12 protein-coding genes are annotated in these 15610 nt (G+C 31.6%); 1 reads left to right on the forward strand and 11 read right to left on the reverse strand.

Translation table 11 applies throughout. From position 1 onward, the window contains the following. Positions 1-69: 69 nt before the first annotated feature. From RSA29_RS00655 to RSA29_RS00705, 11 genes are all read right to left on the reverse strand, one after another. Entirely contained in the window at positions 70-1626 is a 1557-nt protein-coding gene (locus RSA29_RS00655; protein WP_346941824.1) for an FGGY-family carbohydrate kinase, read from the reverse strand. A 2-nt stretch (positions 1627-1628) separates the two neighbouring features. Next, entirely contained in the window at positions 1629-2000 is a 372-nt protein-coding gene (locus RSA29_RS00660) for a DUF1667 domain-containing protein (RefSeq protein ID WP_346941823.1), read from the reverse strand. A 184-nt stretch (positions 2001-2184) separates the two neighbouring features. Beyond that, positions 2185-3570, reverse strand: a complete 1386-nt coding sequence (locus RSA29_RS00665) for an FAD-dependent oxidoreductase (protein ID WP_346941822.1) — start codon at positions 3568-3570, stop codon at positions 2185-2187. Beyond that, positions 3557-5350 carry an FAD-dependent oxidoreductase gene (locus tag RSA29_RS00670; protein WP_346941821.1) on the reverse strand — a complete coding sequence of 598 codons (1794 nt, stop codon included), beginning with the start codon at positions 5348-5350 and terminating at the stop codon, positions 3557-3559. The genes RSA29_RS00665 and RSA29_RS00670 overlap by 14 nt, the downstream gene beginning before the upstream one ends. Positions 5351-6166: 816 nt before the next feature. After that, the gene (locus tag RSA29_RS00675; RefSeq protein WP_346941820.1) at positions 6167-7315 is read right to left on the reverse strand and encodes a DHHW family protein; all 1149 of its coding nucleotides are present in this window, start codon (positions 7313-7315) and stop codon (positions 6167-6169) included. Between the two features lie 13 nt (positions 7316-7328). Beyond that, entirely contained in the window at positions 7329-8735 is a 1407-nt protein-coding gene (locus tag RSA29_RS00680; protein ID WP_346941819.1) for an MBOAT family O-acyltransferase, read from the reverse strand. Positions 8736-8763: 28 nt separating this feature from the next. Continuing rightward, the gene (locus RSA29_RS00685) at positions 8764-9240 is read right to left on the reverse strand and encodes a DUF4358 domain-containing protein (RefSeq protein WP_346941818.1); all 477 of its coding nucleotides are present in this window, start codon (positions 9238-9240) and stop codon (positions 8764-8766) included. Positions 9241-9256: 16 nt separating this feature from the next. Then, on the reverse strand, positions 9257-10039 hold the full coding sequence (locus RSA29_RS00690) for a GDSL-type esterase/lipase family protein (RefSeq protein WP_346941817.1): 783 nt from the start codon (positions 10037-10039) through the stop codon (positions 9257-9259). A gap of 243 nt (positions 10040-10282) precedes the next feature. Continuing rightward, the gene (locus tag RSA29_RS00695; RefSeq protein ID WP_346932285.1) at positions 10283-10810 is read right to left on the reverse strand and encodes a QueT transporter family protein; all 528 of its coding nucleotides are present in this window, start codon (positions 10808-10810) and stop codon (positions 10283-10285) included. A gap of 731 nt (positions 10811-11541) precedes the next feature. Beyond that, entirely contained in the window at positions 11542-12756 is a 1215-nt protein-coding gene (locus RSA29_RS00700) for an N-acetylmuramoyl-L-alanine amidase (protein ID WP_346941816.1), read from the reverse strand. Between the two features lie 311 nt (positions 12757-13067). Further along, entirely contained in the window at positions 13068-13532 is a 465-nt protein-coding gene (locus RSA29_RS00705) for a hypothetical protein (protein WP_346944337.1), read from the reverse strand. Positions 13533-13822: 290 nt separating this feature from the next. Here RSA29_RS00705 and RSA29_RS00710 point away from each other — a divergent pair, with 290 nt between their 5' ends. Further along, entirely contained in the window at positions 13823-15454 is a 1632-nt protein-coding gene (locus RSA29_RS00710) for a Na/Pi cotransporter family protein (RefSeq protein ID WP_346941815.1), read from the forward strand. Positions 15455-15610: the final 156 nt, after the last annotated feature.

Genomic DNA, 15610 nt, shown 5'->3' on the forward strand with positions numbered 1-15610 from the left:
CTAAACCCTATATTAATTAATTTTGCATTTTGCATTTTCAATTTTTAATTTTTAATTCTCAATTAACCCCTATATATTTGGATAATTAGTTATACATTGTATTTGAGCATATAGTCTTCCTAACCTTGAATATATTTTTTTATATACCTTATGGAACAACTCGTCATAAATCTTAGCATTGTCTTTCCTTGGATGAAATACCTTACTATAATGAACCATTTTTTCTATTGCTTCTTCATAGTTTGTATATACTCCCAAGCCTATAAATCCTATTATTGCAGCTCCTAACCCCGAGGTTTCATAGGTAACACTTTTATAAACTGGCCTATTAAACATATCTGAAGTTATTTGGCAGATTACATCACTTTGTGATCCCCCTCCAGAAACCATAATTTTTTTCACCTTTACCTTTGAACATTTTTCAATCTTATTTACACCATCTATAAGGGCATAGTTGATTCCTTCTATTATAGCTCTGTAAATATGTGCCCTTGTATGAACATCTCCAAACCCGATAATCGCACCCTTCGCCTTAGGCATTTTTAAACCTGGTCCCCAATAAGGCTGAAGCATTAATCCTTGGGAGCCTGGTGGAACTTCCTCTAAAGTTTCATTTAATAAAGCCTCAGGACTAACTCCCATTTCTTCTGCCTGCATAGCTTCCCTCATTCCAAACTCTCTCTTAAACCAACTAATCATCCAATATCCTCTAAATATCTCTAACTCTGGATTGTAGAACCCTTCTATACAAGCTGGATATGCTGGCATGAATTTAATAGGCTCAAAGTAAACTTTTGACGTAGTTTGAACTGTAGCAGTAGTTCCAAAACTTAAATTGGCTGATTCTAAATTTATACAACCAGTACCTATAGTCTCACAACCTTTATCTGAACCTGATGCTATAACAGGTAATCCTTCCATAATTCCAGTATCTTCTGAAGCACCCTTTGTAATGACTCCAATTACCTTTCCTGGTTCAATTAGCTCTGGTAACTTTTCTCTCTCTATTGCAAAGACTTCCCATCTATAATCATTGTCGTTCCTTGGCCAGCATTTATTTTTATAATCAAAGGGAATATGGGCTATCTGTGAAGCAATTGAATCTACTAATTTCCCTGTGAGCCTATAATTTAAGAAGCCTGAAAGTAATAAATATTTATAAGTATTCTCCCATATGTCAGGTTCATTTTCCTTTATCCAATTTGATTTAACCTTTCTTCTAGAGACTTCTATAGCCTTATTCATTCCTACAGCTGCAAACATGAGCTTGTACTTTTTACTTATTGGAGTCTCACATTTAGCCATTCTTTGGTCTAACCAAATTATAGCCGGTCTTAAAACATTTCCATCCTTATCTATATTAATCCCAGTATCTCTCTGGGTAGTAACTGTGACACCTTTAATTTTCCCCCAATTATCCTGATCCTTATCTTTTAATCCCTTACAAACTTTGCAAAGACCCTTCCACCAAATCTCTGGATTTTGCTCTGCCCATCCCGGATGCTCCGAAAAGTATGGCTCAAATTCCTGTTTTTCTTTCCCTATGAGATTTCCTTCTTTATCGAAGATTATGGCCCTTATACTTTGAGTCCCACAATCTATAGCTAATACGTAGCCATCATCCATAGCTATTTTACCTCCTCGGATAAATGCATTAAATCATTTGTTGCAATAAGATTCACATTCATGCTGAGGAAATTTTCTACTATAATCTCTCCACAAGCCACAGGATGATTAATAACAATTTGTGATAGAGCTTTCATGGCACTTATAACTTCCTTTGCCGGTATATCTCCATCTGTTCTAACTGACAATCTAGGATGCTCCCTATAAATTGTTTTAACAGTGGAGCATACACTCCTCATAGGATTCTTCATTTCATTAATAGCAAAATCTTCTCCCCGTTTACATAAGTTACCTTGAATTATCCATTGTTCCTCTTTATTCTCTACCGTCAATTCACAACCATTAGGACATACTATGCAAGTAAGAATTTTCATACCTATCCCCCTTTTAGTTTGATTCATCTGACTTCTATCCCCTTATAACACCACGCTTTCATTAAAGCTTGGAATAACAGCTGACATCCCCAAGACATGGCCTTTTAATATTCAGCTAGAGTGTGATATTTCTCTTAATCAAACTCCATCTTGCTATAAGCATCACTATATATATCTTCAAACACTAATTATCAATAATCAGCTTAAAGCATCCATAAACACCTTCATTAAAACTTAAATCCCTTATGTCAAATTCTATCCTCTCCATTTCCGGTGGTTTTAGATTTGAATAAGTTTTCTTAAATAACACTTTATCTTTACACATTAGGAGCACCTTCACATTTTTTCTAACATCCTTACTTCTAAAATATAAGATTATTTTCTCATTCCTTGAAATATAGTTTACTTGCTGTGGAACCACATATAAAAAATCTTTATCTGAGGAATCTATAGTTATTAGTCTTACTTTCTCTTTATACTTAGCATAGCTAGCAGCATTCTCTCCTGCGTATTTTCCGCTTTCAGATACATAATCTACTAAATCATTTACATGAAGAGCATTTCCACATGAAAATACACCAGGTATACTAGTCATAAAGTTTTGATCCACCACTGGACCCTTAGTATTTTTATCTATTTCTATTCCTAAACTCTCCGCAATCTCATTTTCTGGAATAAGTCCTACTGATAAAATAAGACCATCACATTCAATAATTTCTTCAGTGCCCTTTATAGGTATCATCCTTTCATCCACCTGAGAAATCTCTACAGCTTCAACCCTATAATCTCCAATAACTCTTGTTACTGTATGAGATAAGTGAAGTGGAATTGAAAAGTCATCTAAACATTGTGCTATATTCCTACTAAGTCCCGAAGGCGTAGATTTTGCTTCATACACTCCAACCACATTTGCTCCTTCTAATGTAAGTCTTCTAGCCATAATAAGCCCAATATCTCCACTGCCTAAGATTACGCAATTTTTACAAGGTAGATACCCTAAAATATTAACAAGGTATTGAGCCGTTCCTGCAGTATAAACTCCAACAGGCCTTTCTCCATTTATGAATACCTGCCTTGATGTTCTTTCTCTACATCCACTGGCTAGCACTACAGATTTTGTTAGAACTTGAAATATTCCAAGATTCTCATTTACCAAGGTTATTTTAAATACCCCTTCTCCACTGTCCATAATACATGCTTTCTCTGCTCTGCTTTCTACCATTTGATTATCTAGCTTTTCCCTTACTTCTATATTCTCTTTCTTATTTTCATTTTTCTTACTTACACACTTTTCAACATTTATTACAAAGGTTTTTTTATACACCTGTATACTCTTTTCTTCTACTTCTTTAATATATCTAAAGGCATACTCTGGCCCACTTAGCTTTTCTTTAAAGTTAATTAATCCAAAGCCATCATGGATACATTGCTTAAGTATTCCACCAAGCCTTTCCTCTCTCTCCACTATAAGTGTTGATGCTCCCGTGTCATGAGCTCCTAATGCTGCTGCAAGTCCAGCCGGTCCACCACCTAATACAACCACATCATAACTCCCCTTAAACTCCTTCACACTCCTCACCTCCATTTCCACCGTTGTAATTATGTTTGTTTAAATCCTTACTTTCATCAGATTTATCCTTATATATTTCCTGAATCTCACCAACTATAATATTAGAATTCTTCCCTTTCTTCGTCACATCACTAAGTTTTGCTTCCGTCTCCTCTTCGATTATCTTCATAATTAAAGGCATGCAGAACCCACCTTGACATCTTCCCATCCCAGGTCTAATTCTTCTTTTTATTCCATCGATTGTTCTTGCAGGTATTGGAGAATGTATTGCGTCTATAATTTCACCCTTACTTATTTCTTCGCATCTACAAATAATAGTTCCGTAATCTGTCCTTGATTTTATAAACTTACTTCTCTCTCCCAAACTCATATTGCTAAGATTTGGTATACCTATTCTGTTTGGATTCCAATGTGGATTTCTTTTCATCTCCATTAAAGATGAAAGTACTTTGCATACTATATTTTCTACTTCTGCTGCAATGGCCGGTGCAGATGCAAGTCCTGGTGATTGAATCCCTGCTACATGAATTAGATTTTTAACATATTCTGATTGTTCTATAATAAAATCCTCTTCATAGGTAGCTGCTCTAATTCCTGAAAAGTAAGTAATAACATCTGCATATGACAACTTAGAAACTAAAGGTAAATGACGACTTAAAATACTATCTATTTTATCCTTATCCGTAGAATAATCTTCCCTAAAGGGCTGTTCATAAGCATCTGGTCCCACTAATAAGTTCCCGTCTATAGTTTTTACTATACCTCCGCCCTTAGTGTTTTTACTTGCGGAATTTAAAATCGGCTTTGCAACAACACCATTTAATAGAGAATACTTCTTCTTATCTAAAATGATAATTTGTCCCTTTCTTGGATGAATAGAAAAAAACTGATCCCCTGCCATATTTGCTATATGATCTGAAAAAACACCTGCTGCATTTATCACTACCTTAGGATATATTTTCCCACGATTAGTCTTCACACTTAGGATTTCATCTTTTTCTCTTTCTATCGCCGTTACCATAGTATTAAAATAAAATTCAGCTCCATTTTCTACGGCATTTTCGCCATATGCAACAGTAAGCTTATAGGGTGATATAATTCCTGTAGTATCAAAGTGTACTGCTCCAAAGCCTACATCCCTTAAATTAGGCTCTAACTTTCCTACCTCTTCTTTAGATAACAATGTAACACCCTTTACTCCAGCCTTCCTAGCTCTTGCCATAATAAATGGTTTTCCTAATCTAGCCCATCTATTGTTTAATATTACTGTAGAACCACATCTACTAAATTCAACATCAAGTTCCTTTGAAATCTTTTCATACATACTATTCCCACGAACATTGAATATAGATTTTTTACTACCTGGTCTTGGCTCAATGCCTGGATGAATCATACCGTCATTCCTAGATGAAGCATGCATACATAAATCTTCCTCTTTTTCCACAAGAAGTATAGAAATATTCCATTTTGTTAACTCTCTCGCTATGGAAGTTCCTATAATTCCACCACCTATTACTAACACATCTATTTTCTTGCCCTCTAAACTGCCATCCTCAATTACAGGTTTACTAGCATCTGGTATGTCAAGCCCATTAACCTTTATCCTATTTACAACCCCCTTATATCCTTTATTCCTAGCAAGTTTACCAGCTGTTACAACTTCGCTCCAATTATTAACTTGTCCATCTAGCACTATTGAATTATGCCATTCACTACAGTGAATTTCATTTTGTAAGGTTCGTCTAATCAATTTTTCAATTCCCTTCAAGTCTCTTCCCATATTCAACACCTTCTTTGGAATATTGAACATCTCAAACTATCAAAATTTAACTTTGAAATGTTATTAATTATCTTATGTTTGAACCATATCAATTATGATAATGATAATAACAAAATTTATAATGACTAGTCTGTACAAACTTTTCTAATAGCTAATCTCTGTAATACTCTCATCTTCTTTAAGTTGATAATAACAGACGAGTTCTTATCGACAGATTATTTTGAACGTAAACAAAATAATTTCAGTAAAATTTTCAGTTAACCCCGTACTGAAATTCGATTTTTTCCTAGGATCCTCAAACCCTGTCATATCTAAGTGTTGAACCCTCTAAGAACATAAAAACATAAAAACATAAGAACATCGTAATTCATGTAATTTATTTTGACTTATATATATATTAAAGTTTTTCAAAGAGCTAGGCAGTAGTAATCATGATAAAATTAAACATCTGTACTAAAAAAATGGCTTATGTCCCCATTACTTCGTGGCAACAAATTCGTCACATCGAATCATTAAACCCATTGATTTTACTTGATTTTAGATTGGAAACTTTTTATACTTTCATGCATTAAAAAATAGCCACAGAAATGATTTATTAATCATTTCTGTGGCTATTATCATTACTGATTTTCATCTCATATCCTGTCTCTGTAATCCTTCAATCTTCTTTAAGTTGAAGATAACTACTGTCATAACTCTATGTAAGTTTCTAATATCCATCGCAGTAAGGTATCTCTCTTAAACAAATTCCACCTTATAAATACCATCATATAAATCTAATATAAAGTTCATATTAACATAAATCTACTTATTCATTTACTCCATATTTAAGTTTAATATAGAATCATCTTCATTAAAAGTGTTTACATTATACAAAAATAGTATATCCGTTATTTCCTTTGACTCTATTAGCTTTTCAATATCTTCCATATAATATCTTAAATCTACCACATCTATTTCACCATAGTGAGATGTTAAAAATGGTAGCATACTATTTGCGAAAGAATCCTTTATTACCAGTAGCTTCTTATCTTTATCTGCCAAGGATTTAATATTAATATGTGGATGGTTTCCTCCAGTAAATACCTCATATTTATCCTTCTTGTCTAAGCTTTCACTACTATATAATGTTGGAACCTTCTTCTGCTCATCTACATAGTTTACCACTAACTCATTATCTGGCTTTGGAAAATATATATTTATTGAATCCGGTTGCCCTTCTATAGTTCCTATCTTAGAGCTTAAACTTCCATAGAAATCATTAGCAACTAGCTCTATAGAAAACTCTTCTTCACTCCTTGGTTCTAAGGATAATTCTCTGCATAGCTCTTTATATGCAATATATGCTCCGTTACTCGTCCAGTGATGGTCAGTTCTATAATATAAATATTTATCTTTACTCTTACTTAATGCATCATATGTATCTATAAACTTAACCGTTGGTGATAGCTTAACCTTTACATCATCAATATAATTAAGCTGATCATCCACAGGTGCATATCTCGGCAAATATTCCTCTAATATCTTTGTTGCTGTTGGAACTAACATAAGTGAAGTATTTATATTTTTATGTTTATCTGCAAATCCATTAATTGCTGATACTTTTTCATCTGTTTCTTCATCTGGCCTTCTCTGGAAATCCTCAAGCAATTGATTATTTTTACCTATAAAAACCTTATTACTTGAATCCTTACCACCTAATGAATTTATATTGGACTTAAGCTTTACAAAGAATTCTCTCCCCGGAAATTGATCAGATATATAGCTTTCATATTTTTTTACATAATCTCCACTGACAAGACTACTAAATGAAAATTCCGGATTTCCACTTAAATTTCTATTTTCTTGCTCCGAAAACTCTCGATCCTTCGCAAGTAAATTAATCAAAGATGTTACTCCTATAAATGTAAGAAACACTATTGTTAATAGTGAACAATATATCTTATTATTATTATTTTTATTCACTTAAATCACCTCCCTAAAATCTAAAGTATAGGAAAGGATTATAACTTTCACTAACTAAATAAGTTGTCGAAATAAATAAAATCAATATATTAAGCCCTATAACCACTATCATTCCACTTAGTTTAAACTTTTCTTTTACTAGCTTAACTAAATTTTTGATTAATGGAGTAGCACATAGAATAGCAATTATTAAAATTATTAGATTTGTTTTCAATGTATACTTTGCCATATTATCTATGAAAGAATTTTCTCCTATTCCAAACATTACTTTTATGTACGATATAGCTCCACCAAGGCTCTCTATATCAAAAAATACCCAACTAATCATTACTAAAACTAGGGTATATATATGAGAAATAGCCACCGGTACCTTTTCTAAAAATTTACCTAAAAACAACTTTTCTATAAATATTATCACTCCAAAATATAGTCCCCAAACTATAAAATTCCAGCTAGCTCCATGCCATAAGCCTGTGGTAAACCATACAATCAGTATGTTTCTAAATTGTATTGCAAGCCCTCTTCTATTTCCCCCTAGTGGAATATAAATATAATCTCTAAACCATGATCCTAATGAAATATGCCATCTTCTCCAAAACTCCGTAATACTTTTTGATATGTATGGATATTTGAAGTTTTCTAGAAATTCAAATCCCATCATTTTACCAAGTCCTATAGCCATATCTGAGTATCCACTGAAATCAAAATATATTTGAAGTGTGAAAGCAAGTATACCTACCCATGCGGATATTACTGAAACCTCTCCTATTGGCAAAGTTTTTATACCTGTCCATATAAGCCCTAAATTATTGGCTATAAGCACCTTTTTACCTACACCTGCAATAAATCGTTCTATTCCTACCGCAAATTTATCTACAGATTCTTGCCTATTATTTAATTGTTCTTCTACATCACTATACTGAACTATTGGTCCTGCCACTAATTGTGGGAACATTGCAATGTAAGCTCCAAAGCTAACAATATTCCTTTGTGCTTTCACCTTACCCATATACACATCTGCTATATATGATATTAATTGAAAGGTATAAAAGGATATACCTAGAGGTAATGGCAATTCCCTTATTTGCAAAGTAGTTCCTAGTATCATATTGACATTATCAATTAAGAATCCGTAATACTTAAAAAATACTAGCACACTTAAATTCAGGACAATTACTGTTATAAATATAAATTTCTTTTTTTCCTTATCCTCTTTACAACCCGCTATGAGCAGCCCACCTATATAATCAATTATTATAGATCCCATCATTAAGAATATATATATTGGCTCACCCCAAGCATAGAATCCTAAACTCATTATGAGTATAACAAGATTTCTAATTTTCTTTGGTGCTATATAATAAACTATTAAGGTTATTGGTAAAAAAATAAATAAAAATATTAAACTACTGAAAACCACCTAAATCACTCCAATTAAATCAAAATTTCTATCTAAAGTTCTTATCTATTGCTGTTTTTATTTCTTTCGAATCCTTTGAAATGATTAATATTAAGTATTCACCCTTTACTTCTAATACTCTATCACTGATTATTTCATATTCTTCTGGCCTATAGCTTTTAAAGCTATTAGATTGTTTTTCAACTCTTCCTTCAATCTTGCTTTTAAGCTCGTCTACATCCTTCTCCGATTTTGCTTTTAAAATAAGGATTTCATTTGCATCCATATTTGTTTTAGGTGAGTATAATATAAACTCCTCTACATCGTTCTTATTTATATAATATAATTTTCTTAGCTTCAGGGCATCCCCTTCATCCATTGTGGTAATATCCGCAGTTTCTATTATACTTTGCCTTATCTGTACCATATCCGGTTCTTTTATTTCTAAAACTTTATATAAAACTATAAATGTAACTAATACTATTCCTGCTAATATACAATATGCTCTATTGTAATTACTCTTCATTGTCCATACTCCCTATCTATTTTCCTGTCATGTATCTTTGTAAATAGGTTAACCATTTTAAGTAGAAATCATATTTAAAATGTATCCCATCACCTTCATGCAAGGAATCATTGTTTGCTACTAATGTATCAATATCTACATAATTAACACCTGTTTCTTCACTAACTTCCTTTGCTATAGCTCTAAATTCTGTTAAATTTTCATTAGTAAGCCTAGAATTAATTTTTAAAGCCTTATCATTAACCGGTAAGGGTGCTTGTATATATATATTAGTCTTAGGCAACTTAATTTTAATTTCATTTATAAAGCTTATATAACTATCCTTAAACTCTTTTGGGCCTCTTGATTGACTTGGATTATCAAACTCTATAACATCATTCATTCCATATAAAAGCACTACATTTTTAGGTCTAATGCCTGCTAGTGTACCAATCTTTTCCTTAGCTTTAATTACAGTGTCGCCTTTTCCAGCTATAACATTATATTTATTTATAATTTCCATATCTATAAGACCTTCTGTAATTGAATCTCCCATAAATACTGTATCTTCAAAGAATTTTTTAAAATCTATGTCTGCTACATCATCTTCAACGATTACTACTGGTGCATGATGTGCCTCCACCTTTTCCTCTATAATCGATAAATCAGCTTGTTCTAATTGAAGTAAATGCTTTCGACCTTCACTTATAATCTGAGCTTCTCTTTCTGAAGTCCTCTTACTTTGTATTTTTCCTACTCCAGTTATGATAATTATCACAACTATTATACAACTTCCAATTGCAAAAAATTTATTTTTCATAATTATTATCCTCTTACTTTTACATGTCCTATTAATTATATACTCTAATATAATTTCATTAAAATTAGGTTACAAAACCCTTACAATTTAAGATATTACTTATAGATTTTATAATTGTTCTTTAATTACACTTTTCATCTTGTAAAATAAGGAACAATGTTGAAAATATCCCCTTAAATAACAAACAACTTGATGCGCGTTATTTACACATCAAGTTGTTAATTTACCCAAGTTATTTTCTATTTATTCAATTTTTAATTTATCACATAAACTCTTATTTTTAATTATAATTTTAAATACTAATACCCCTATAACTGAAACTACTACAAACTCCCCTATAGCTACCTGTAAAACCGAAAGCCAGAATGGAAATTGTAATACATAGTAAAGTTCAGCCCCTACTAAAAGTCCATTTACTATAGTTGCCCATATTGAACTTATAAAAAATATCTTTGTACTACTTTCCCCATACTTCTTAATTAAAAGTTCTTTAGTTTTCCAAATTAATACTAAGGCAATTAGTGTTGCAGAAGTTCCTACTACTACATCTACAAAAGCCATTGGACTTAGTAAAAAATTTGATATAGCACACCCTAATGTTAATCCTGGTATGTATAATGGATCAATTAATACAAGTAATATTAACACCTCTGATAACCTAAATTGCAAAGGCCCATATGCAATTGGTGCAATCACCACTGTAACTGCCACATAAATTGCTGCTACAAGCGCTGTTTTTAATAATCTTTTAACATTGTTATTAGTGTTCATAATATAATACCCTCCTTGTTTTCCATAGCTCACGCTCTTAGCATTTCATAGTCCTTGAATAGTATTAATTTAAACAATTAATTAAGCTTAAGATATCTTAACTAACAGTAATTTAATCGTCCTTCTAAGTTTAATTTAAATATTACTTTAAATCCTAACTAAACAACTATACAAGTCTACTAATAAAACAATGGATCTAGTTATGTCACCTTACTAGCCATACACCTGACTTTTACTCAGCATATTATTTTTTCCTTACACCATATGATTTCGATATACAATTGCTACCACTATAATTAGTATCCTCAAAATAATAGCAAGTGATTCTTATATTCAATTATAGTTTACTGAATATACCTGGCTACTCACCTAGATAAATTATATATTCTAACTAACCTTATACATTTCATATTTAAAAATCCATTAATGATTTTCTACTTCATTCTTCATTCCAAATTATACATTTTTAATTAGAATTAATAGGTTCCAGAAAAAATAAAGGCCGCCATAAAAATGACAGCCTTGTAATCTTTGTACGTTAAAGTAAAGCCCTTATAACTAACTGTTAAAAAGGGTTTAATTAAAAGATTTCAATGCCGTAGTTTTATTTAAAGACAGGAGGCTTACGAACTGTCTTGTTTTAACATTATTATACGCTATTTTTTACTTATTTTCAACATTTGTTATTTGGTTATCTTTACAGATTATCACTTTATTGATTTTTATATCTATCATCGACTTGTTGTCGCAGTTTTCTTTATATATCCAGTTCCATACTCTGTTGTATCAATATAATAATATCCACTTATTTCATCTTGAACTGTTATTAAATCATCCTTTTTATATATTCTAACTTCATTTTCCCATACCCTTGTATTATCCTCTTTACACACTAACTTAAACCTACTATCAAAAGGATAATCTACATTTCCATTAAACGTAACATCATCTTTTAGTATCCAACATCTTTTTCCATTCAACTCAATTTCATAAGCATATTTGTTTTCTGCATCTGCCGTCAATAGATCATTTTTCTTGAATTGTGCTACTTCAGTTGTATAAACCATCATATCCTTTAACATTTTTAAAGGTAATGGAAATTTAGAACCATCAGTAATATTAATCATTATATAGTTGTATGCATCCTCATTTTCTGTTGTATTTGATTTATATTTAACATGGCATACAACCTTATAGTCACCCTTAACGCTAGGCATAAAACTGAAGCTATTTGAAATTTGCCAGTCTGTTACCGTAGTCCACTGTTCATTTAACTCATAATAATATTTATACAATACATCTGAAACTGTACAGTGAGCATAAACTGTTATTTTATTTCCAACTTCTGGATCGCCTTCAAAACTCATTTCATCAATAGCAATATCAGGAGCAGGACTTGTATTTTTAAGATCAACTCCTGTAATTCCATATACAAGTGCATTAGCAAACATCTCTATATTATTTGTAAAGAAAGTGCAATCTGCCATGGTATCAACAAAAAAATTCTCTATAAGCATTGCCTTCATAGAAGTTCCATTTATTACAGCAAGCCCACTTCCATCTTTCACACCTGAACTTGCATTTTTAGGACTACTACTGTGCACGCTTCCCCCATTATTTATTATATATTGTAAATATCCAACAGCCTCATTAAGCTTCGCACCATTATTCGTATATACTTCTGCTCCAATTCCGCCGCCCGCATTATTATGGTTACTTATAAATATATCTGCTCCCCACGAATTAGCTTGTTGGCATCTCCAGTTTAAAGATTGTGGAACTGTTAAAAATTCAGTTGGTCTTTGTGCTAATACAGTATGTCCTAAACTTATAAGTTTAGTTACAACTAAATCCGTCATCTTATCCGAATAAACTTCTTCACTAAGAAACCCACTTGCTCCTCTATCTAATCCACAACCATGCGCTTTATCTATATAAATTTTCATACATAAATCGCCTCCTCTATTTAATATATGTATGAAATAATCAATGTTTACTATTATCTTTCATTCACTTGTCAAATACCATTTTTTAATATATATTTCATAAAAATCAACATAACCCGTAAAACAAGTGATACTTACTATACAATAAGACCTAAGAAAAACAATGTCTTTCTTAGGTCTTATCCTTCTATTTAATTAAAAGAGTATTTTAATTGGTTACACCCTTATATTATCGTAGCTTATTAATGGAACTACTTTTCTATATATATTTATAAGTGTAGCTTCAACTGACTAAAATCATATTTAATATGTCAGCTAATTCTCCTCCTTATTTCTTCAATGCATCCCTTAGCAGCATCCATTATTGGGATTAATCGTCCCTTTTTATCTTCTTTAATTTTGCTAATACTTTTATTTAAGTCGCCGTATTTTCTTTCTATTAGCCTTTCTGTTACTATTGGATATTTTTTCAATAATTCAATATCCTCATCTTTGATATTATCATACATTACCATATCGTCGATAGCATCTGCTACCCTATTAAAAATAGTTACTTTTACCAAAGCTGGTGCTCCATCATTTGCACGGTCAAACTTCTTCTTCCTCACAAACCATGGTTCTGGAATGTCTTTTTCAAGGTTATCAGCTTCATTTTCAAAAATAACAAGGTTCTTAATGCATTCCCTTTGCTCGATTATATCAAAATGTCCTAAATATTCAGTCTTTTTAGCCTTTTTTATTATTGTATTAAAGTCCATAAACCCACATCCTTTCACTATATATATAATTCTACGCCTTTCTGTACATTCCTTCTTTATTATATACATTATTTATTAATTAAATACTAACCTTATGAACTAATAATTTTAATTCAATGTTAATTGTTAATTCAATGTTAAATTTGCTTTACGAATTGTTAAATAATTCAATTATATGTTAACTTTATCTATATGTTGATGTATTGTTAGTTTATTCAACCACGCGTTTACGTATTACTTTTACCGGGTTATTTAGTAAATAACTTATTTTATATACATATGTTTTATTTTAATGGAGGTTAACTTTCATGAGCGCTTTCTCCTTAACTTTAGCCATTGATATTTTGGGTGGCCTTGGATTATTTTTATTTGGTATGAAACTTATGGGCGATGGCCTAGAAAGCCTATCTGGTGAAAGATTAAAAAGAATTTTTGACAAAATTACTTCTAATCCATTTGAAGGCGTATTAACCGGAACTATTATTACTGGTATTATTCAAAGCAGTAGTGCAGTAACTGTTATGATTGTTGGTTTTGTTAATGCCGGTATCATGAACTTAACTCAAGCAACCTTTGTAATTATGGGTGCAAATATAGGTACCACAATAACAACGCAATTAATCGCCTTTAATTTTACCAATATAGCTCCAGTATTCATATCCATTGGAGCCTTCATGGTAATTTTCTTTAACAAGAAATTTTTTAAAGAATCAGGAAATATCGCTTTAGGATTTGGATTGCTATTTTTAGGTTTTAATCTAATGTCCGATGCCTTGATTCCGCTAAGAACCTCACCAATGTTCACTCAACTTATATTAATTTTAAAAGAACACACTATACTCAGTCTGCTCTTTGGACTATTCATGACAGCTATAATCCAAAGTTCCACCGCAGTTATCGGAATACTTATAATATTCTCTACAGTTGGAATACTTCCTGTAGAAGTGGCTATTCCATTGATATATGGTACTAATATAGGAACTTGTGCTACTGTGTTATTTGCTTCTGTAGGCACATCTAGAAGCGCTATGAAGGCGGCTCTAATTCATTTGTTATTTAATGTTATTGGTAGTTTAATATTTTTATTTACTCCACTTTCTAAGTTATTGCTAAGCCTGGTAATATTTATTACACCTGGTGTTGATGGTGGTACAGTGGCAAAGCAAATTGCTAATGCCCATACTATATTTAATATATTAAATACAATAATATTATTTCCTTTTACAAAGCAACTTATAGCTTTAGTTAACTTTATGCTTCCAGGAACATTTGAAATTGAAGTTCCTGGTGCAAAATATATAGATGAGAGATTACTTGAAACACCTTCAATAGCATTTGGACAATCTACTAATGAAATTATTAGAATGGGCACCATCGCAAAGAATAACTTGGAAATAGCAATAAAAGCCCTTACTGATGGAGATTTAGAATTGATAAATAATGTATATATCAACGAAAATTTAATAAACCTACTAGAAACTGATATCACAAGTTATCTAGTTAAGATATCAAACTGTGATATTAGCGATGATCAACGAAGGATCATTGCTAGTTATTATCATGTTGTTAATGACATAGAACGTATTGGAGATCATGCCGAAAACATAGCTGATTTAGCCAATGAAAAAATCTTTAAAAATCTTCATTTCTCTCAGGCGGCTATCAACGAGCTAACTGAAATGGCTAATATCTGTATAAAAGCAGTAGATTCAAGCTTAGAATGTTTTGGCAATTATAACGTAGAAAAATCCACTGCAGTTAATGGATTAGAGGAAGAGATTGATACATTAGAAAAGGAACTTAGAGAATCACATATTAAGAGATTAAATAGCGGTGTATGCAGCGCTACTATAGGCGCTATGTTCTTAGACATTGTTAGTAACTTAGAAAGAGTTGGAGATCATGCCATTAATATAGCTGAAATTCTTTCATACAAATAAATAAAGTTTAATAAAATTGCTATATTCAGTGATATATCCCCACTTAATATTAGGGTTTAAATTGTATAATATAAATAAAAGGACTATCTATGAATTATCGACTTATATTTTATCTAAATGATGAAAGTGAATTTAAATATATTTCTACTCTCATCA

Origin of the sequence: Clostridium sp. (assembly GCF_036660475.1) — a bacterium.
GTDB lineage: Bacteria > Bacillota > Clostridia > Clostridiales > Clostridiaceae > Clostridium_J.

What these genes read in the sequence shown, in the direction of transcription:
- RSA29_RS00710 (WP_346941815.1), top strand. Translation starts at nt 13,823, where the DNA reads ATGAGCGCTTTCTCCTTAACTTTAGCCATTGATATTTTGGGTGGCCTT.
- RSA29_RS00700 (WP_346941816.1), bottom strand. Translation starts at nt 12,756, where the DNA reads ATGAAAATTTATATAGATAAAGCGCATGGTTGTGGATTAGATAGAGGA.
- RSA29_RS00690 (WP_346941817.1), bottom strand. Translation starts at nt 10,039, where the DNA reads ATGAAAAATAAATTTTTTGCAATTGGAAGTTGTATAATAGTTGTGATA.
- RSA29_RS00670 (WP_346941821.1), bottom strand. Translation starts at nt 5,350, where the DNA reads ATGGGAAGAGACTTGAAGGGAATTGAAAAATTGATTAGACGAACCTTA.
- RSA29_RS00660 (WP_346941823.1), bottom strand. Translation starts at nt 2,000, where the DNA reads ATGAAAATTCTTACTTGCATAGTATGTCCTAATGGTTGTGAATTGACG.
- RSA29_RS00655 (WP_346941824.1), bottom strand. Translation starts at nt 1,626, where the DNA reads ATGGATGATGGCTACGTATTAGCTATAGATTGTGGGACTCAAAGTATA.
- RSA29_RS00695 (WP_346932285.1), bottom strand. Translation starts at nt 10,810, where the DNA reads ATGAACACTAATAACAATGTTAAAAGATTATTAAAAACAGCGCTTGTA.
- RSA29_RS00685 (WP_346941818.1), bottom strand. Translation starts at nt 9,240, where the DNA reads ATGAAGAGTAATTACAATAGAGCATATTGTATATTAGCAGGAATAGTA.